This window comes from Sanguibacter sp. HDW7, assembly GCF_011300875.1.
In the GTDB taxonomy this organism is placed as follows: Bacteria; Actinomycetota; Actinomycetes; order Actinomycetales; family Cellulomonadaceae; genus Flavimobilis.
Window position 1 is genome coordinate 1800142 of the sequence record NZ_CP049862.1, and the last position, 17379, is coordinate 1817520.

Sequence of the window (17379 nt, forward strand, 5' to 3'; positions counted from 1 at the left end):
CTCGGTCCGTCCCGCACCGCCTGCTTCCCGCACCGCGTCGCTCCCGTGCCACGGAGCCGCGCGGGTCTAGCCTTGCCCCCATGAGCCAGACCGCACCGTCCGCTTCCGCGGTCGAGGAACCCGACATCACCCCGCTCACAGCTCCTGCTGACGGCGTCCCCGACGTCCTCACGACCCCGGCGGGGCTCGCCCGCGCGGTCGAGGCGTTCGCGGGCGGCTCCGGCCCCGTCGCGGTCGATGCCGAGCGGGCCTCGGGCTACCGGTACGGGCAGCAGAACTATCTCGTGCAGCTGCGTCGCGCGGGCGCGGGCACCGCGCTCGTCGACCCCGTCGCGCTCCCCGACCTCTCGGGTCTGAGCGACGCGCTCCACGGCGTCGAGTGGGTGTTCCACGCGGCGTCCCAGGACCTCCACGCGCTGAGCGAGCAGGGCCTCGTGCCGGACGCGATCTTCGACACGGAGCTCGCGGCGCGCCTCCTCGGTCTCGAGCGGGTGGGCCTCGGCGCGGTCGTCGCGGAGGTGCTCGGGCTCGGGCTCGCGAAGGAGCACTCGGCCGTCGACTGGTCGACGCGCCCCCTGCCGGCCTCGTGGCTCACGTACGCGGCGCTCGACGTCGAGGTGCTCGTCGACCTGCGCGACGCGCTCGCCGAGAGGCTCGAGGCGCAGGGCAAGTCCGAGTGGGCCCGTCAGGAGTTCGAGGCCGTGCGGCTCGCGCCGCCGCCCGCTCCGCGCGTCGACCCGTGGCGTCGTGTGTCGGGCGTCCACTCGCTGCGATCGCGCCGCCAGCTCGGCGTCGTCCGGTCGCTGTGGGAGGCGCGCGAGGACAACGCGCGCCGGCGCGACATCTCGCCGGGCCGCGTCCTCCCCGACCGCGCGATCGTCGCGGCCGCGCAGGCGCTGCCCCGCAACGTCGGAGCGCTGACGGCGCTCCCGACGTTCGCGGGCCGCGGCACGTCGCGTCGCGCACCGATGTGGCAGTCGGCGATCGACGCGGGCCTGGCCCTGCCCGAGGCCGACCTGCCGCCGCTGCGCGGGCCCCGCACGGACGCCCCACCGCCGCCGCGCGCGTGGGCCGACCGCGAGCCCGAGGCCGCTGCGCGGCTCGACGCTGCGCGCGCGGTCGTCGTCGAGCTCTCCGAGCGCCTCGCGGTGCCCGTCGAGAACCTCCTGCAGCCGGACGCGCTGCGTCGGCTGTGCTGGACGCCGCCGCAGGTCGTCACGGAGGAGACCGTCACGGAGGCGCTCGCCGGTCGAGGTGCTCGCGCATGGCAGACCGAACTGCTCGCGGGGCCTCTCGCGGCCGCGATCGGCGCCGCCGGATAGGGTTGTCGGGTGCTGCACATCGAGACCGTCACCGACCCTGCCGAGTGGAACCGACTGGTGGACGCCGGGGGTGGTCATCCGCTCCAGCTGTGGGGCTGGGGCGAGGTCAAGGCCACGGGCGCGTGGCGTCCGCTGCGGCTGCGCGCGGTCGCCGAGGACGGGACGACGGTCGGCGGCGCGCAGGTGCTCGTGCGCCGGCTCCCGGCGCCCTTCCGCGCCTTCGCGCACGTGCCGCGCGGGCCGTTCGTCGGCTCCGACGGGGTCGGCACGGAGGCTGAGCGCTCCGCGGTCGCGCAGGCCGTCGTCGAGCACTGCCGCCGCGAGGTCAAGGGCATCGGCATCGCTCTCGAGCCCGACTGGGACGCCGGCACGAACGTCGACCTGCCCGGGTCACGCCCTGCCGCGCACACGATCCTCTACCCGAGCACGCTCGTCCTCGACCTCACGAAGACCGAGGACGAGTTGCTCGCGGCAGCCGGTCGTTCGACGCGCTACGACATCCGCAAGGCCGCACGGACGGGCCTCGACGTCCGGCGCGTCACGGACGAGGCCGAGGTGCGCGCGGTCATCGCGCTCTACCGGGTCTCGGCCGAGCACGCGGGCTTCGCGCTCCACGACGACGACTACTACCTCGCGATCCACCGCGAGCTGGGCGAGGCCTCGCTGCTCGTCGCGGCGTTCGAGGACGGCCGACCGTGCTCGTTCGTCTGGGACGTGCTCTCGGGCTCGACGGCGTTCGAGCTCTACGGCGGCGTCGACGACGCGGGGCGCAGGCTGCGTGCCAACGCCCCCGTGAAGTGGCACGCGGTGCGGCTCGCGGCGGAGGCCGGGGCTCGTCGCTATGACATGAACGGCCTGCTCAACGACGGCATCAGCGAGTTCAAGAAGTCGTTCGCCCAGCACACGGACGAGCTCGTGGGCACGCTCGAGGTGCCGTTCGGGCCGATGTTCGACGTGTGGGACCGCGTGCTGCCGACCGCGAAGAAGGCCGTGCGCCGCCTGCGTCGCGGCTGATCCGAGGCCTGTCGCGGGACCTCGGTCCCTCCGCTTGCGCTTTTTACTGATACCCGCGGTATCGTGTACCTGAACGAGCGAACAGCTCCGGACACCGTCGTCCAGATCAGGAGAAGCCATGCCCGTGGCCCAGCCCGCACGTCGCGCACTGCGCGACGTCGTCTTCGTCGAGGGGGTGCGCTCCCCGTTCGGCAAGGCGCGTCCCGACGGCCTCTACGCCGAGACCCGCGCCGACGACCTAGCCGTCGCCGTCCTGCGCGGCCTCCTCGACCGCGTCCCGAACCTCCCCCACGACCGCATCGACGAGGTCGCGATCGCCGCGACGACCCAGCGCGGCGACCAGGGCCTCACCCTCGGCCGCTCCGTCGCCGTCCTCGCAGGACTGCTCCGCACCGTCCCCGGCTTCGCGATCGACCGCATGTGCGCAGGAGCCATGACCGCCGTGACGACGACCGCGTCGGCGATCGCCACGGGCATGCAGGACGTGACGATCGCCGGAGGCGTCGAGCACATGGGCCACCACCCCATGGGCTTCGACGCCGACCCCAACCCTCGCTTCGTCGCCGACCGGCTCGTCGCGGGCGACGCGCTCGTCATGGGCGCGACCGCCGAGACGCTCCACGACCGGCTCCCCCACCTCACGAAGGAGCGCGCCGACGCGTACGGCGCCGAGTCGCAGCGCCGCTACGCCGCCGCGCTCGCCGCAGGACGCGTCGAGCCCGACCTCGTCCCGGTCGCGATCCGCTCCGCCGAGCTCGGCTGGGGCCTCGCGACCGCCGACGAGCTCCCGCGCCCCGGCACGACCGTCGAGGGCATGCGCGACCTCAAGACCCCGTTCCGCCCCGGAGGCCGCGTCACCGCGGGCAACGCCTCGCCCCTCACCGACGGCTCGACGATGTGCCTGCTCGCGTCGGGCGAGACCGCCGCCGAGCTCGACCTGCCCGTCCGCATGCGCCTCGTGTCGTTCGCGTACGCGGGCGTCGACCCCGAGGTCATGGGGCTGGGCCCCATCCCCGCGACGGAGCGCGCCCTGCGCAGCGCCGGCCTGACGATCGACGACATCGGCCTCGTCGAGATCAACGAGGCGTTCGCGATCCAGGTCCTCGCGTTCACCGACCACTTCGGGCTCGCCGACGACGACGTGCGGGTCAACCCCGACGGCGGCGCGATCGCCGTCGGGCACCCGCTGGCGTCCTCGGGCGTACGCCTCATGACGCAGCTCGCCCGCCACTTCGAGTCGCACCCGGAGGTCCGCTACGGCCTCACGACGATGTGCGTCGGGCTCGGCATGGGCGGCACCGTGGTCTGGGAGAACCCGCACCACGCCGACTACTCGGGCCACGTGCCCGCCGCGACCGAGGGGACCGACCGATGACCACGACGACCGCACGCGCCGAGCGCGTCGCACGCTCCCTCGTCCGCGACGTGACGATGGCCGGCGGCGCCGGGACGATGGCCCTGCTCACCCTCGACAACGGCCTCGACCACACCAGGCCGACGACGCTCGGGCCCGAAGGGCTCGCCGGGCTGCGCGCAGCGCTCGAGGGCATGCGCGACCGCGCGGCCGCCGGCGAGATCCAGGCCATCGGCATGACGGGCAAGCCGTACGTCCTCGCTGCGGGAGCCGACCTCACGCAGGCGGGCTCGCTCGCGACCCGCGACGAGGCGCGCGAGCTCGGACGCGCCGGCCACGCCGCGTACAGCCTCCTGCACGACGCGGGCGTGCCGACGTTCGCGTTCGTCAACGGCGTCGCGCTCGGCGGCGGCCTCGAGCTCGCGCTCGCGTGCGACTATCGCACCGTGTCGACCTCCGCCGGGGCGCTCGCGCTGCCCGAGACCTCGCTCGGGCTCGTGCCCGGCTGGGGGGGCGCGCACCTCGTGCCGCGCCTCGTCGGCATCGAGCGCGCGTGCGAGGTCATCCTCGTGCGCCCCGCGCAGAACAAGCCCTACAAGCCCGCCGAGGCAGTCGACATCGGGCTCGCGGACATCCTTCTCGACAGCGCCGACTTCCTCGCCCGCTCGATCGCGTGGGCTGCGTCCGTCGTCCGCGGCGAGACTGTCGTCACACGCCCCGAGCCCGTCGAGGCCGACGAGTGGGCCGCCGTCGTCGCGCGCGCCCGCGCGCAGGTCGACATCGTCGTCGCGGGGGCCCGCCCCGCCCCGTACCGGGCGCTCGACCTGCTCGCCCTCGGCCCGGGCACGTCCCGCGAGGAGGGCTTCGCCGCCGAGGACGAGGCGCTCGCCGACCTCCTCATGACCGACGAGCTGCGCGCGAGCATCTACGCGTTCACGAACGTCTCGGGCGCGAAGAAGCCGCAGGGTGCCCCGCCCAAGGAGCTTGCGCGCCCCGTGACCCGGGTCGGCGTCGTCGGCGCGGGCCTCATGGCCGCGCAGCTCGCGCTCCTGCTCGCGCAGCGTCTCGGCGTGCCCGTCGTCATGCGGGACCTCGATGACGAGCGCGTCGCCAAGGGCCTCGCGCACGTCCGCGGGACCGTCGAGAAGCTCGTCGGCTCAGGTCGTATGTCGACCGACGCGGGCGCGCGCATCGTCGCGTCCGTCGACGGCACGACCGTCCTCGAGGACATGGCGGCGTGCGACCTCGTCATCGAGGCCGTCACCGAGGTGCTCTCCCTCAAGAAGCGGGTGCTCGCCGAGGTCGAGGGCATCGTCGGTCCCGAGACCGTGCTCGCGACGAACACCTCGGCGCTCTCCGTCAGCGAGATGGCCGCGGACCTCGTGCATCCCGAGCGCGTCGTCGGTCTGCACTTCTTCAACCCGGTCGCGCAGATGCCTCTCGTCGAGGTCGTCCGCGCGGACGCGACCGACGAGGCGACCCTCGCGACCGCGTTCGCCGTCGCGGCCAAGCTGCGCAAGACGGCCGTCGGCGTCGCCGACCGGCCCGGCTTCGTCGTCAACCGTCTCCTCGTCCTGCTGCTCGGGGAGATCGTCCGCGCCGTCGAGGAGGGCACGCCAGTCGAGGTCGCCGACCGTGCGCTGCGGCCGCTAGGCCTGCCCATGGGACCGTACGCGCTCTTCGACCTCGTCGGGCCTGCGGTGGGCCTCCACGTCCTCACGTCGCTGCGCGAGGACCTCGGCGAGCGGTTCGCGCGGTCTCCCGGGCTCGAGCGCATCGTCGCGGAAGGCATCAAGGTCGTCCTGCCGCCGATCGCCAAGGGGCTTCCCGCGCGGGTCGACCCCGCGATCCAGGAGGTGTTCGGCGAGCCGGGCGGGCCGGGTGCGCTCGACGAGGCCGGGGTGCTCGAGCGCGTGCTCACGGCGCTCGCGGTCGAGATCGGGCACATGCTCGACGAGGGGGTCGTCGCCGACGTCAGCCAGATCGACGTCTGCATGATCCTCGGCGCCGGCTGGCACTTCGCGACGGGTGGCATCGCGCCGTACCTCGACCGCACGGGCACGTCCGAGCGGGTTCTGGGCCGTCGACTGCTCCCCGACGGCGTCGCCAACGTCCCCCACGCCTCCTGATCCCTCTCCCGCACGGATTGGCGGCTTCCGACCATTCGATGGTCGGAAGCCGTCAATCCGTCAGGTGGGGGCGGACAGCGCGTCCGGGATGTGAGACGTTCAGGCGAAGCCCTCGCATCCCGAGCAACGCGGTCTACTTTCTGGCTCAGAAGAGCGGACGCCCGGACGGGGCGCCCCCGGAACCAGGAGGATCCCCATGGCACGCAGCGACGTCCTCGTCTCGGCCGACTGGGCCGAGGCCAACCTCGCCACCCCCGGCATCGTCTTCGTCGAGGTCGACGAGGACACGACGGCCTACGACGGCGCCCACATCCCGGGCGCGATCAAGCTCGACTGGAAGCTCGACCTCCAGGACGCCGTCCGCCGTGACTTCGTCGACCGCGCCGGCTTCGAGGCGCTGCTCTCCGCCCGCGGCGTCGCGAACGACGACACCGTCGTCCTCTACGGCGGCAACAACAACTGGTTCGCGGCGTACGCGTTCTGGTACTTCAAGCTCTACGGCCACCAGGACGTCCGCCTCGTCGACGGCGGCCGCAAGAAGTGGGAGCTCGACGGTCGCCCCCTCGACGCTGAGACCGTGGCCCGCCCCGCGACGCAGTACGTCGCGACCGAGCAGGACCTCACGCTCCGCGCGTTCCGCGACGAGGTCGTCGCGTCGATCGGCGGCAAGAACCTCGTCGACGTCCGCTCGCCCGAGGAGTTCACGGGCAAGATCCTCGGACCGGCCCACCTCCCCCAGGAGCACGCGCAGCGTGGCGGCCACGTCCCCGGTGCGATCAACGTCCCGTGGTCGAAGGCCGCGAACGACGACGGCACGTTCCGTTCCGACGCCGAGCTCGCCGAGCTCTACGGCGCTGCGGGCATCGACACGTCGCGCTCGACCATCGCCTACTGCCGGATCGGCGAGCGTTCGAGCCACACGTGGTTCGTCCTCTCCCAGCTCCTCGACCTTCCCGACGTCAAGAACTACGACGGCTCGTGGGTCGAGTACGGCTCCCTCGTCGGCGCGCCCATCGAGGTCCCCGTCCCGGCCTGAGCCGGACGGACGAACCCAGGAGGATCGACATGACCGGCTGCGGAGCACCCGTCCAGGACGGCCCCGTCGCGCTCGCGCCGGGCGCAACCGTCGTCGACGGCACCGTGACGCTCACGGGCGAGCCCGTCCCGGGCGCCTACGTGAGGCTGCACGACGCGAGCGGTGAGTTCACCGCCGAGGTCGTCACGGGCCCGACGGGTACGTTCACGTTCTACGCGCGGCCCGCTGCGTGGGAGCTGCGCGTCCTGTCGCGTGCCGGAAACACCTCGGTGGACGTCGACGCCGCCGAGGGTCGCACGACGGTCGCCGTCCCCCTCTAGTCCGACGGGCGTCGTCGCCCGTCCGGCCGGCAGCCACCGGGCGGACGGGAGGCGCGTCCGCCGGGTCACGTCGGGCGGTTCTCCTGATCCCGGCCGTGGCGACCCGGCGACGACCGTCGTCCGCACCCGACGACCCCTCGCGGTCGCGGGCGCGGGACGTCCGTCCGCACCACGAGAGCCCCGCACCTGGACGGTGCGGGGCTCTCTGCGCGTGTCGGCGTCGACACGCAGGACAGATCGAGTGCTCAGTAGACGGTGAGGCCCTTGGCGCGGAACTGCTCGCGCACGCGGTCGACCTCGGCGTTCGACGGCGGCTGGGTGTCGCCGAGCTCATAGGGCATGCCGAGGCTGTCCCACTTGTCCTTGCCCATCTGGTGGAAGGGCAGGACCTCGACGCGCGTGACCGTCGGGAGCGTCGCGGCGTACTCGGCGACCTTCTCGACGTTCTCCGGGTCGTCCGTGAGGCCGGGGACGAGGACGAAACGCAGCCAGACCTCCGTGCCGGACTCGGCGAGCCGGCGACCGAACTTCAGCGTCGGCTCGAGCGCGCGACCCGTGACCTTCTTGTACGTCTCCGGGTCGCCCGACTTCACGTCGAGGAGCACGAGGTCGACGTCCGCGAGCATCTCGTCGGTGCACGCAGCACCGAGGTAGCCCGAGGTGTCGATGGCGGTGTGGATGCCCATCTCCTTGGCGCCCCGCAGGAGCGTCGCCGCGAAGGCGGGCTGCATGAGCACCTCGCCGCCCGAGAGCGTGATGCCACCCCCGGAGTTCGCGAAGATGCGACGGTAGCGCTTGATGCGACGCAGCAGCTCGGTGGCCTCGACGGGCTCGCCGTTGCGCATCGCCATCGTGTCGGGGTTGTGGCAGTACAGGCAGCGCAGCGGGCAGCCCGAGAGGAAGATCGTCATGCGGGTGCCCGGGCCGTCGACGGCCGTGACGAGCTCCCAGGAGTGGACCGAGCCGAGGAGTCCGGAGCGCATCTGCGCGAACTTCTCCGAGCGGTCCGCGTCGCTCAGCTCGAGGCCGACGAGGCCCGCTCCCGCGGCGCGGCCGACGGGCGCCTCGAAGCCCTGGTCGCCGCTCGCGCCGTCAGCCACCGCCGCCTGGGGCGTCTCCAGGATCGTCATGTCGTCGGTCCTTCCTCGTGGTGCGCTGCCGGGTGCGGGTGATGCGTGCTGAGCGGGGCGGGGACCCGGTCCGGGCCCCCGCCCCCTAGTGTCTCAGGCGCTGTGGTGGAACGTGCGCGAGAGGACGTCGAGCTGCTGCTCGCGGGTGAGCTTGACGAAGTTCACCGCGTAGCCCGAGACGCGGACCGTGAGCTGCGGGTACTTCTCGGGGTGCTCCATCGCGTCCTCGAGCGTCTCCTTGTTGAGGACGTTGATGTTCGCGTGGTAGAGCCCCTTGACCCCACCGTTGGCGTCACGGGCGGCCTTCATGTCAGCGAGGCGCTCGTCGTAGGTCTTGGCCATGATGATTCCCTTTCCTGCGTATCCGTTGGTGGGGTCAGTCCTGCGGGACGAAGCCCGAGTCGAGGATGCCGACGAGGTTGCCGACCTGCTCCTCCTTGGTGCGACCGAGGCCGGCCGGGGTGATCGTGTTCGTCAGCGAGATGCCGTCGAGCGCGTCGTTGTAGTCGAGCTTGCCGACGGACATCATCGAGGCGACCATGCCGTGCGTGTCGGCGCCGTTCTCCGGGTTCGCGCCCGGCGCGAACGGCGTGCCGGCCTCGTGGCCCGAGGGGAACGAGCCGGTGGCCTTGCCGTAGACGACGTTCGACGTGATCGTGAGGACCGACTGCGTCGGGATCGCGTCGCGGTACATCGGCATGGCCTTGATCTTCGCCATGACCGTGTGGACGATCGTCGCCGCGATGTCGTCGGCCTTGTCGTCGTCGTTGCCGTACGTCGGGAAGTCACCCTCGGTGACGTAGTCGACGATGAGGCCGGTCTCGTCGCGGACGGGCGTGACCTTGGCGAACTTGATGGCTGCGAGCGAGTCCGCGACGATCGAGAGGCCGGCGATGCCGCAGCCCATCGTCCGCACGATGTCCGAGTCGTGCAGGGCCATCTCCATGGCCTCGTACGCGTACTTGTCGTGGCTGTAGTGGATGATGTTGAGCGCCTCGACGTACGTCCCGACGACCCAGTCGAGCATGGCCTCGTAGCGGTTCCAGACGTCGTCGAACTCGAGCGGGCCGTCACCCTGGACGGGCTCGTAGCCGGCGACGATCTGCTTGCCGGAGACCTCGTCGCGACCACCGTTCATCGCGTAGAGGAGCGCCTTGGCGGCGTTGACGCGCGCTCCGAAGAACTGCATCTGCTTGCCGACCTGCATCGGGGAGACGCAGCACGCGATGGCCGCGTCGTCGCCCCAGCGCTCACGGATCTGCTCGTCGGACTCGTACTGGATCGCGCTCGTCTCGATCGAGATCGCGGCGCAGAACTCCTTGTACCCGTCGGGCAGGGTCTCGTCCCAGAAGATCGTGATGTTCGGCTCGGGGGCCGGGCCGAGGTTCCGCAGCGTCTGCAGCAGGCGGAACGACGTCTTCGTCACGAGGGTGCGGCCGTCCTCGCCGAGGCCGCCGTCGGACCACGTGGCCCAGTAGGGGTCGCCCGAGAAGATCTGGTCGTAGTCGATCGTGCGGAGGAAGCGCACGATGCGGAGCTTGATGACGAGGGCGTCGATCATCTCCTGCGCGTCGGACTCGGTGATCGTGCCCTCGGCGAGGTCACGCTCGACGTACGCGTCGAAGAAGCCGGAGAGGCGACCGATCGACATCGCGGCGCCGTCCTGCGACTTCACCGAGGCGAGGTAGCCGAAGTACGTCCACTGGACGGCCTCGAGCGCGGTGGCGGCGGGGCGACCGAGGTCGAAGCCGTACTGCGTGCCGAGGTTCTTGAGCTTCTTGAGCGCCTTGACCTGCTCGGAGTGCTCCTCGCGGTAGCGCGCCCAGTGCTCGGAGAACGGCTGGTCGGTGACCGCGTCCTTGTCCTTGAGCTTCTCCGCGATGAGGAAGTCGACGCCGTAGAGCGCGACGCGGCGGTAGTCGCCGATGATGCGGCCGCGGCCGTAGGCGTCGGGCAGGCCCGTGATGATGTGCGACGAGCGCGCGGCGCGGATGCGGGGGGTGTAGATGTCGAAGACCCCGTCGTTGTGGGTCTTGCGGTACTTCGTGAAGATCTCCTTGACGGCGAGGTTCGGCTCCTTGCCGGCCTCACGGATCGCGGTCTCGACCATGCGCCAGCCGCCCGAGGGCATCATCGCGCGCTTGAGCGGCGTGTCGGTCTGCAGGCCCACGATGACGTCGTCGTCGGAGCTGATGTAGCCCGCGGGGAACGCATCGATGTCCGCGGGGGTGTCGGTGTCGACGTCGTAGACCCGGCGCTCGCGCTCGACGGAGAGGAACTCCTTCTCGAGCGTCTCCCAGACGCGCAGGGTCTTGGCCGTGGGGCCTGCGAGGAAGGACGCGTCGCCCTCGAAGGGCGTGTAGTTCCGCAGGATGAAGTCACGCAGGTCGACGGACTCGGTCCACGGACCGGTCTCGAACCCGCGCCAGGGGTCAGGGGTCGCCGCACCGTCGATGGTGGGGCTGGTCTCCGTCGTCGTCATCGCCGTCTCCAGTAGTTCGCTCGATCGTCGTGTGATCTTGGAACCAAGGTACTGAGAAATACGTAGGATGACTTGGGACCTTCGGCCGTCCCGAGGCCCCATCCCCTGAGTCGTGCGTCACACGTCTTCTCGCTGGTCCCGCAAGGGTTTCGGCACTCGCCGGGCGCCCATCGTCCCAGCCTGCCAGCGCACGCTCCCCCGCGGTCCTGGGACACGCTGACAAGACGCCCGGACTGGCGTCGACGCCGGGCGCCGGCCCGGCCCGCAGCTCAGCGGCCGAGAGCCCTCACGACGTCCGCGACGACGTCGCCCGCCGACATCCGGTTCGCCTCGACGACCTGGTCGCGAGACGCGTGGTCGAGGAACGCCGTCGGCAGCCCGACGGTCCGCACGGGAGTCCGCACACCGTCGCGCGCGCACGTCTCCGCGATCGCCGCACCGATGCCGCCCGACGCGAGGCCGTCCTCGAGCGTCACGACGAGGTCGTGCTCGCCGGCCGCCTTGACGACGCCCGACGGCACGGGCAGCACCCACGTCGGCGCGAGGACGGTCGACGGGATGCCCAGCGCCGCGAGCTCTGCGGCCGCAGCGAGCGCCGTCGGCGCCATCGAGCCGATGCCGACGAGCAGGACGCGCACGCCCTCTCCCGGGTGCTCCGCAAGGACGTCGACGTCGTCGAGCGTGCCGACCGCGCGCAGCGGGTCGCCGAGCGCGCCCTTGGGGTAGCGCAGGACCGTCGGCGCGTCGTCGACAGCGACCGCGTCGCGCAGCGCCGCACGCATCGTGGGCTCGTCGCGCGGGGTCGCGAGACGCAGCCCCGGGACGATCCGCAGCATCGCGAGGTCCCACATGCCGTTGTGGCTCGCGCCGTCGTCACCCGTGATGCCGGCGCGGTCGAGCACGAAGGTCACGCCCGCGCGGTGGAGCGCGACGTCCATGAGCACCTGGTCGAACGCCCGGTTGAGGAACGTCGCGTAGAGCGCGACGACCGGGTGGAGCCCCGCGAACGCCATGCCCGCGGCCGCCGTCACGGCGTGCTGCTCCGCGATTCCGACGTCGAAGGTCCGGTCCGGGAACTGCTCGGCGAACGGTGCGAGGCCGACCGGTGCGAGCATCGCGGCCGTGATCCCGACGACGTCAGGGCGCGAGCGGCCGATCTGCACGATCTCGTCGGCGAACACGCTCGTCCAGCCGAAGCGCGACGGCGCCACGGGCAGGCCCGTCTCCGGGTGGATCTGGCCCACCGCGTGGAAGCGGTCGGCGATGTCCTGCTCGGCCGGCGTGTAGCCACGGCCCTTCTCCGTCATGACGTGGACGAGCACCGGGCCGCCGTAGGCCTTCGCCGAGGCGAGCGCGCGCTCGAGAGCCTCCGTGTCGTGCCCGTCGACGGGCCCGACGTACTTGAGGCCGAGGTCCTCGAAGAGGCCCTGCGGCGCGAGCGCGTCCTTGACGCCCTTCTTGAGCGCGTGCAGCGCGTCGTACGCCATGCGGCCCGGGATGCCCGAGCGCGTGAGCGTGCGCTTGCCCCATCGCAGGAAGTCCTCGTACCCGCGCGTCGTGCGCAGCGTGTCGAGGTGGTGGGCCAGGCCGCCGATCGTCGGCGCGTAGCTGCGCCCGTTGTCGTTGACGACGACGACGAGCCGCTCGGTCTCCGAGGCGGCGATGTTGTTGAGGGCCTCCCAGGCCATGCCGCCCGTGAGCGCCCCGTCGCCGATGACGGCGACGACGTGACGGTCGGTACGGCCCGCGAGGACGTTGGCCTTCGCGATGCCGTCGGCCCACGACAGCGACGTCGACGCGTGCGAGTTCTCGACGACGTCGTGCGCCGACTCGGCGCGGCTCGGGTAGCCCGAGAGCCCCTCCCGACGGCGCAGCGCGGAGAAGTCCTTGCGTCCGGTGAGCAGCTTGTGGACGTAGGCCTGGTGGCCCGTGTCGAAGACCAACGTGTCGCGCGGGGACTCGAAGACGCGGTGCATCGCGAGCGTCAGCTCGACGACCCCGAGGTTCGGGCCGAGGTGGCCTCCCGTACGAGAGACGGACGCCACGAGGAACGCGCGGATCTCCGACGCGAGCACACGGCACTCCTCGGCGCTGAGACCCCGGAGGTCCTCAGGTCCCTCGACGTGCTCGAGCAGGCTCATGCCGTCCCCGTTCCCGGTCGCGCCCCGGGCCACCGGGACGTACGTGTGCTGACCGTCCACTCTACGTCGGGACGGCTCCCGGACGCGCCACGGGACGTGCCGCGTGCGGCACGTCCCGTGGCGGAGCGGTGCAGATCCGCGGATCCGCGTGATGGATCAGTGGCCGCCGGAGACGATCCAGACGATCCCGACGACGACCGCGAGGGTGACGATCCCGAAGGTCACGCCGGCAAGGGCGCGGCCGCCGGCCGTCACCGCGAGCGTTCCGTCGGGACGCACCTCCGTGCGGGCGAGGCCCTTGAGGCCGAGCGCGAAGAGCGCGGGCAGGCCGGCTCCGAGCGTGAGGCCCACGAGGAGGACCTTGACGAGCGAGACACCGATGTCGGCGAAGATCATGGACGGTCCTCTCAGGCGGGGGTCGCGATGCGACGGTGGGCGGCCTCGTCGGCCGTGCCGGACACGAGGTCGGCAGGCAGCGGGACCTCGGGGGCCTCGTCGAGCACGGTGACGGTCGCGAGCTTCTCGGCCGGGGCGGCGGGCTCGAGGCCCTCCTCCCAGTCCGCGTTGACGTTGTCCGGGTTGACCGGGGCCTTGCGCGAGCGGAGCCACATGACGAAGCAGCCCGCGACGAGGATCGCGAAGACGACGAGCATGCCCGTGGCGCCACCGACGGAGCTGGCGATGAGCCACGCGACGGCGCCCATGACGGCGGCGGCGGGGAGGGTGACGAGCCACGCGACACCCATGCGACCGGCGACGCCCCAGCGCACCTGGGCACCCGGACGACCGACGCCCGAGCCGAGGATCGAGCCGGTCGCGACGTGCGTCGTCGACAGCGGCAGACCGAGGCTCGAGGACGTGAGGATGATCGCGGCCGACGAGGTCTCCGCGGCCATGCCCTGCGCAGGCGAGATCTCGACGAGCCCCTTGCCGAGCGTGCGGATGACGCGCCAGCCGCCGAGGTACGTGCCGAGGCCGATCGCGACGGCGCACGCCGCGATGACCCAGAACGGGATCGTGTCGTCGGCGGTCACGGAGCCGTGCGCGACGAGGGCGAGGAAGATGACGCCCATCGTCTTCTGCGCGTCGTTCGTGCCGTGCGCGAGGGAGACGAGCGACGCGGAGCCGACCTGGCCCCAGCGGAAGCCCTTCTCCTGCGTCTTCTCGGGGACCGTCGCGACGATGCGGTGGACGACCCACGAGCCGATGCCGGCGACGAGGCCGGCGACGACGGGGGCGAGCAGCGCCGGGAAGACGATCTTCGCGACGACGCCGCTCCACAGGACGCCCGACGTGCCGAGGCCGATGAGGGCCGCGCCGATGAGGCCGCCGAAGAGGGCGTGCGAGGAGCTCGACGGGATGCCGAGCAGCCAAGTGAGGACGTTCCACAGGATCGCGCCGACGAGGCCGGCGAGGACGATGCGGAGCAGGTCCTGCCCGCCGACGCCCTCGAGGTTGACGATGCCCTTGGCGACCGTCGCAGCGACGGCGACGGAGAGGAACGCACCGACGAGGTTGAGGACTGCGGACAGCCCCACGGCAACCTTGGGCTTGAGCGCACCGGTCGCGATGGACGTCGCCATCGCGTTGCCCGTGTCGTGGAAGCCGTTCGTGAAGTCGAAGGCAAGAGCGGTGATGATCACCAGCAGGAGGATGAGGGTCTCGGCCACGTGTCCATTGAGGGTCACGGGACGCCTCGTGTCCACCCGCTCGACACGCTGCGGCGCCAGATCACGTCGAACACGAACGACCTTTCATGCCTCGTTCATCTTGCGTTCACCTTGAGGCCCTCGCGTTCACCTGGGAGGGGTTCGGCGGGCACGTCCATGCACGTAGGACCGAGGTCCCGGCCCTCTCCCGCTCCGCCTGGCGCGGGAGAGCACCGCGCACCGGGCCACGGTCGTAGGCTCGACGCATGCGCTTCCTCCCCGGTCACACCCCGGCCCACGACCTCACGTACGGCGACGTCTTCCTCGTCCCGTCCCGCTCCGACGTCGTCTCCCGCTTCGACGTCGACCTCGCGACGTCCGACGGCACGGGCACGACGATCCCGCTCGTCGTCGCGAACATGACCGCGGTCGCGGGCCGCCGCATGGCCGAGACCGTCGCGCGCCGCGGCGGCATGGCCGTCATCCCGCAGGACACGCCCGTCGACGTCGTCGCGAGCGTCATCGCGGACGTGAAGTCCAAGCACACGGTCGTCGAGACGCCCGTGACCGTCGCGCCCCACGACACGGTGCACACGATCTTCACCCTCATGGGCAAGCGTTCGCACGGCGCTGCGCTCGTCGTCGAGGACGGCCGCCTGCTCGGCATCGTCACTGCCGACGACTGCCTCGGCGTGGACCGCTTCACGCAGGCGCGCGACGTCATGTCGCACGGCCCCGTGACGGTCGACCGTTCGCTCCTCGACGGCCCCGACGGCTTGCGGCGCGTGTTCGAGCAGCTGCACGCCGCACGACGCCGCATCGCGCCCGTGCTCGACGACGGCAGGCTCGTCGGCGTCGTCACGCGCAAGGGCGCGCTCCGCTCGAGCGTCTACTCCCCCGCCGTCGACGCGTCCGGCGGACTGCTCGTCGCCGCCGCCGTCGGCATCAACGGCGACGTGCGCGGCAAGGCCGAGGCCCTGCTCGCGGCGGGCGCCGACACGCTCGTCGTCGACACCGCGCACGGCCACCAGGCGAAGATGCTCGACGCGCTCGCCGCGGTGAGGGCCGCGAACCCCCACGTCCCCGTCGCCGCGGGCAACGTCGTCACGGCCGACGGCGTGCGCGACCTCGTCGAGGCCGGCGCGGACATCGTCAAGGTCGGCGTCGGCCCTGGCGCGATGTGCACGACGCGCATGATGACGGGCGTCGGCCGGCCCCAGCTCTCCGCCGTCCTCGAGTGCGCGGCCGCCGCGCGCGAGCTCGGCAAGCACGTGTGGGCGGACGGCGGCGTGCGGCACCCGCGCGACGTCGCGCTCGCGGTCGCGGCAGGCGCGAGCCAGGTGATGATCGGCTCGTGGTTCGCGGGCACGCACGAGTCCCCCGGCGACCTCCACGACGACGGCACGGGTCGCCTCTACAAGGAGTCGTTCGGCATGGCCTCGGCCCGCGCGGTCGCAGCACGCACGTCGTCCGACGGCGCGTTCGACCGGGCCCGCAAGGGTCTCTACGAGGAGGGCATCTCGAGCTCGCGCATGTACCTCGACCCGCAGCGCCCGGGCGTCGAGGACCTGCTCGACGAGATCACCTCGGGCCTGCGCTCGTCGTGCACGTACGCGGGTGCGCGCTCGCTCGCGGAGTTCGCGGAGCGCGCCGTCGTCGGCCTGCAGTCCGCGGCCGGCTACGAGGAGGGGCGCCCGCTCCCCGCAGGCTGGTGAACGGGCAGTCGCCCGGCGTCAGCGACGCCGGGCGACGAACGCGTCCGTGACGTACGGCAGGTCGAGGCGCGGGTCCGTGGCGCTCCGCGGCACGACCGTGGTCGCGAGCCGCCGCACCGCGGCGGCGACGTGCGCCCCTCGCTCCGCACCCGCCTCGACGACGTAGGAGCGGGTCGCGGCGAGATCGACGAGGTCGTCGACCGTCATCGGCAGCGTCCACGTCTCCGCGTGGTGCTCGGGTGCTGTGAAGTCGTCACCGAGGTCCGGCGCCGCGACGCGCGTGGGAGGTGCTACGCCGTCGCCGAGCACCAGGCCCAGCTCACGTACCCAGGTCACCGACTCGTCGCGCCTGTTCCAGACGACCCCGAGCGTCCCTCCCGGGCGGAGGACGCGCGCGACCTCGCGGGCCGCGGGCACCGGATCGACCCAGTGCCACGCCTGCCCGACGACGACAGCGTCGACGGAGGCGTCGGGCAACGGGATCGCCTCGGCCGTGCCGACGTACCGTTCGACGTCGAGGCGCTCACTGAGGACGTCGAGCATCCTCGCGTCGGGGTCGACAGCGACGACCTCGCGGCCGAGAGCCGCGACGGCGCGAGCAAGCTTGCCCGTGCCGGCTCCGAGATCGAGCACACGGCGGGCGTCCCCCACGAGCAGCGCGACCGTCGCCGCCGGGTAGCCGGGCCTCACCGCGTCGTAGAGCGTGGCAACCTCCCCGAAGCGACGCGACCCGGTGCCGTGAGGCACGCTCACCGACGCACGGCGCGCACGACGAGCGCAGCGCCGATGCCCGTCGCGAGCACGAGCGGAGTGGCGACGACGCCCCACAGGACGGGGTTGCCCCGGAAGCGGACACCTGAGGCGTCCGCGACGTACGCGCCCACGGGCCAGACGAACGCCGACCCGCCCGCTCCGCCCGCGCCGTCCTCGTCGCCGTCGCCCTGGTCGCCCCCGCCGCCGAACGCGTGCGCGACGATCGCGACGGGCACGAGCGTCCCGCCTCCAAGGTCGACCGGCTCCCCCACAGCCCTCGTGACGCCCACAGCGAGGACCTGACCAGCGACGCGCGTGATGATGTTCATGGCCA

At 72.3% G+C, this 17379-nt stretch carries 15 protein-coding genes; 7 read left to right on the forward strand and 8 right to left on the reverse strand.

Going from position 1 to position 17379, the window contains the following annotated elements:
- Nucleotides 1-80 precede the first annotated feature (80 nt).
- The 6 genes from G7063_RS08390 to G7063_RS08415 all read left to right on the forward strand — a co-directional run bounded on the left by G7063_RS08390 (nt 81) and on the right by G7063_RS08415 (nt 7175).
- Complete coding sequence (locus G7063_RS08390) at nt 81-1322, forward strand: ribonuclease D (RefSeq protein ID WP_166413994.1); 1242 nt, start codon at nt 81-83, stop codon at nt 1320-1322.
- Nucleotides 1323-1331: 9 nt separating this feature from the next.
- Nucleotides 1332-2336: a peptidoglycan bridge formation glycyltransferase FemA/FemB family protein gene (locus G7063_RS08395; protein WP_166413995.1), complete on the forward strand. Its 1005-nt coding sequence runs from the start codon at nt 1332-1334 to the stop codon at nt 2334-2336.
- A 118-nt stretch (nt 2337-2454) separates the two neighbouring features.
- The gene (locus tag G7063_RS08400; protein WP_166413996.1) at nt 2455-3711 is read left to right on the forward strand and encodes a thiolase family protein; all 1257 of its coding nucleotides are present in this window, start codon (nt 2455-2457) and stop codon (nt 3709-3711) included.
- Nucleotides 3708-5819: a 3-hydroxyacyl-CoA dehydrogenase NAD-binding domain-containing protein gene (locus tag G7063_RS08405; protein ID WP_166413997.1), complete on the forward strand. Its 2112-nt coding sequence runs from the start codon at nt 3708-3710 to the stop codon at nt 5817-5819. The genes G7063_RS08400 and G7063_RS08405 overlap by 4 nt, the downstream gene beginning before the upstream one ends.
- Nucleotides 5820-6015: 196 nt before the next feature.
- Nucleotides 6016-6855, forward strand: coding sequence for a sulfurtransferase (locus G7063_RS08410; protein WP_166413998.1), 840 nt, complete (start codon nt 6016-6018; stop codon nt 6853-6855).
- Nucleotides 6856-6884: 29 nt separating this feature from the next.
- The gene (locus G7063_RS08415; RefSeq protein WP_166413999.1) at nt 6885-7175 is read left to right on the forward strand and encodes a DUF1416 domain-containing protein; all 291 of its coding nucleotides are present in this window, start codon (nt 6885-6887) and stop codon (nt 7173-7175) included.
- A 245-nt stretch (nt 7176-7420) separates the two neighbouring features.
- Here the strand turns inward: G7063_RS08415 and pflA are convergent, their stop codons facing one another.
- The 6 genes from pflA to G7063_RS08445 all read right to left on the reverse strand — a co-directional run bounded on the left by pflA (nt 7421) and on the right by G7063_RS08445 (nt 14598).
- The gene (gene pflA / locus G7063_RS08420; RefSeq protein WP_166414000.1) at nt 7421-8305 is read right to left on the reverse strand and encodes a pyruvate formate-lyase-activating protein; all 885 of its coding nucleotides are present in this window, start codon (nt 8303-8305) and stop codon (nt 7421-7423) included.
- 93 nt (nt 8306-8398) lie between these two features.
- Entirely contained in the window at nt 8399-8650 is a 252-nt protein-coding gene (gene grcA2, locus G7063_RS08425; protein WP_102508497.1) for an autonomous glycyl radical cofactor GrcA2, read from the reverse strand.
- A gap of 31 nt (nt 8651-8681) precedes the next feature.
- Nucleotides 8682-10787 carry a pyruvate formate lyase family protein gene (locus tag G7063_RS08430; RefSeq protein WP_166414001.1) on the reverse strand — a complete coding sequence of 702 codons (2106 nt, stop codon included), beginning with the start codon at nt 10785-10787 and terminating at the stop codon, nt 8682-8684.
- A gap of 269 nt (nt 10788-11056) precedes the next feature.
- The gene (dxs, locus tag G7063_RS08435) at nt 11057-12928 is read right to left on the reverse strand and encodes a 1-deoxy-D-xylulose-5-phosphate synthase (protein WP_166414002.1); all 1872 of its coding nucleotides are present in this window, start codon (nt 12926-12928) and stop codon (nt 11057-11059) included.
- A 156-nt stretch (nt 12929-13084) separates the two neighbouring features.
- A complete protein-coding gene (locus G7063_RS08440; protein ID WP_166414003.1) occupies nt 13085-13324 on the reverse strand; it encodes a hypothetical protein in 240 nt (79 codons plus the stop codon).
- Nucleotides 13325-13335: 11 nt separating this feature from the next.
- On the reverse strand, nt 13336-14598 hold the full coding sequence (locus G7063_RS08445) for an inorganic phosphate transporter (RefSeq protein WP_206188126.1): 1263 nt from the start codon (nt 14596-14598) through the stop codon (nt 13336-13338).
- 245 nt (nt 14599-14843) lie between these two features.
- Here G7063_RS08445 and G7063_RS08450 point away from each other — a divergent pair, with 245 nt between their 5' ends.
- Nucleotides 14844-16292 carry a GuaB1 family IMP dehydrogenase-related protein gene (locus G7063_RS08450; RefSeq protein WP_166414004.1) on the forward strand — a complete coding sequence of 483 codons (1449 nt, stop codon included), beginning with the start codon at nt 14844-14846 and terminating at the stop codon, nt 16290-16292.
- 18 nt (nt 16293-16310) lie between these two features.
- On the opposite strand, the gene G7063_RS08455 is transcribed toward G7063_RS08450, so the two are convergent.
- Together G7063_RS08455 and G7063_RS08460 are read right to left on the reverse strand one after the other, a co-directional pair.
- Entirely contained in the window at nt 16311-17045 is a 735-nt protein-coding gene (locus G7063_RS08455; RefSeq protein WP_166414005.1) for a class I SAM-dependent methyltransferase, read from the reverse strand.
- On the reverse strand, nt 17042-17374 hold the full coding sequence (locus tag G7063_RS08460) for a hypothetical protein (RefSeq protein ID WP_166414006.1): 333 nt from the start codon (nt 17372-17374) through the stop codon (nt 17042-17044). Before G7063_RS08460 ends, G7063_RS08455 begins: the two co-directional genes overlap by 4 nt.
- Nucleotides 17375-17379: the final 5 nt, after the last annotated feature.

Bases quoted from the DNA above. Each gene is read 5' to 3' on its own strand.
- G7063_RS08390 (WP_166413994.1), top strand. From the start codon at position 81: ATGAGCCAGACCGCACCGTCCGCTTCCGCGGTCGAGGAACCCGACATC.
- G7063_RS08460 (WP_166414006.1), bottom strand. From the start codon at position 17,374: ATGAACATCATCACGCGCGTCGCTGGTCAGGTCCTCGCTGTGGGCGTC.
- pflA (WP_166414000.1), bottom strand. From the start codon at position 8,305: ATGACGATCCTGGAGACGCCCCAGGCGGCGGTGGCTGACGGCGCGAGC.
- G7063_RS08450 (WP_166414004.1), top strand. From the start codon at position 14,844: ATGCGCTTCCTCCCCGGTCACACCCCGGCCCACGACCTCACGTACGGC.
- G7063_RS08430 (WP_166414001.1), bottom strand. From the start codon at position 10,787: ATGACGACGACGGAGACCAGCCCCACCATCGACGGTGCGGCGACCCCT.
- G7063_RS08410 (WP_166413998.1), top strand. From the start codon at position 6,016: ATGGCACGCAGCGACGTCCTCGTCTCGGCCGACTGGGCCGAGGCCAAC.
- G7063_RS08400 (WP_166413996.1), top strand. From the start codon at position 2,455: ATGCCCGTGGCCCAGCCCGCACGTCGCGCACTGCGCGACGTCGTCTTC.
- G7063_RS08415 (WP_166413999.1), top strand. From the start codon at position 6,885: ATGACCGGCTGCGGAGCACCCGTCCAGGACGGCCCCGTCGCGCTCGCG.
- G7063_RS08440 (WP_166414003.1), bottom strand. From the start codon at position 13,324: ATGATCTTCGCCGACATCGGTGTCTCGCTCGTCAAGGTCCTCCTCGTG.
- G7063_RS08405 (WP_166413997.1), top strand. From the start codon at position 3,708: ATGACCACGACGACCGCACGCGCCGAGCGCGTCGCACGCTCCCTCGTC.
- dxs (WP_166414002.1), bottom strand. From the start codon at position 12,928: ATGAGCCTGCTCGAGCACGTCGAGGGACCTGAGGACCTCCGGGGTCTC.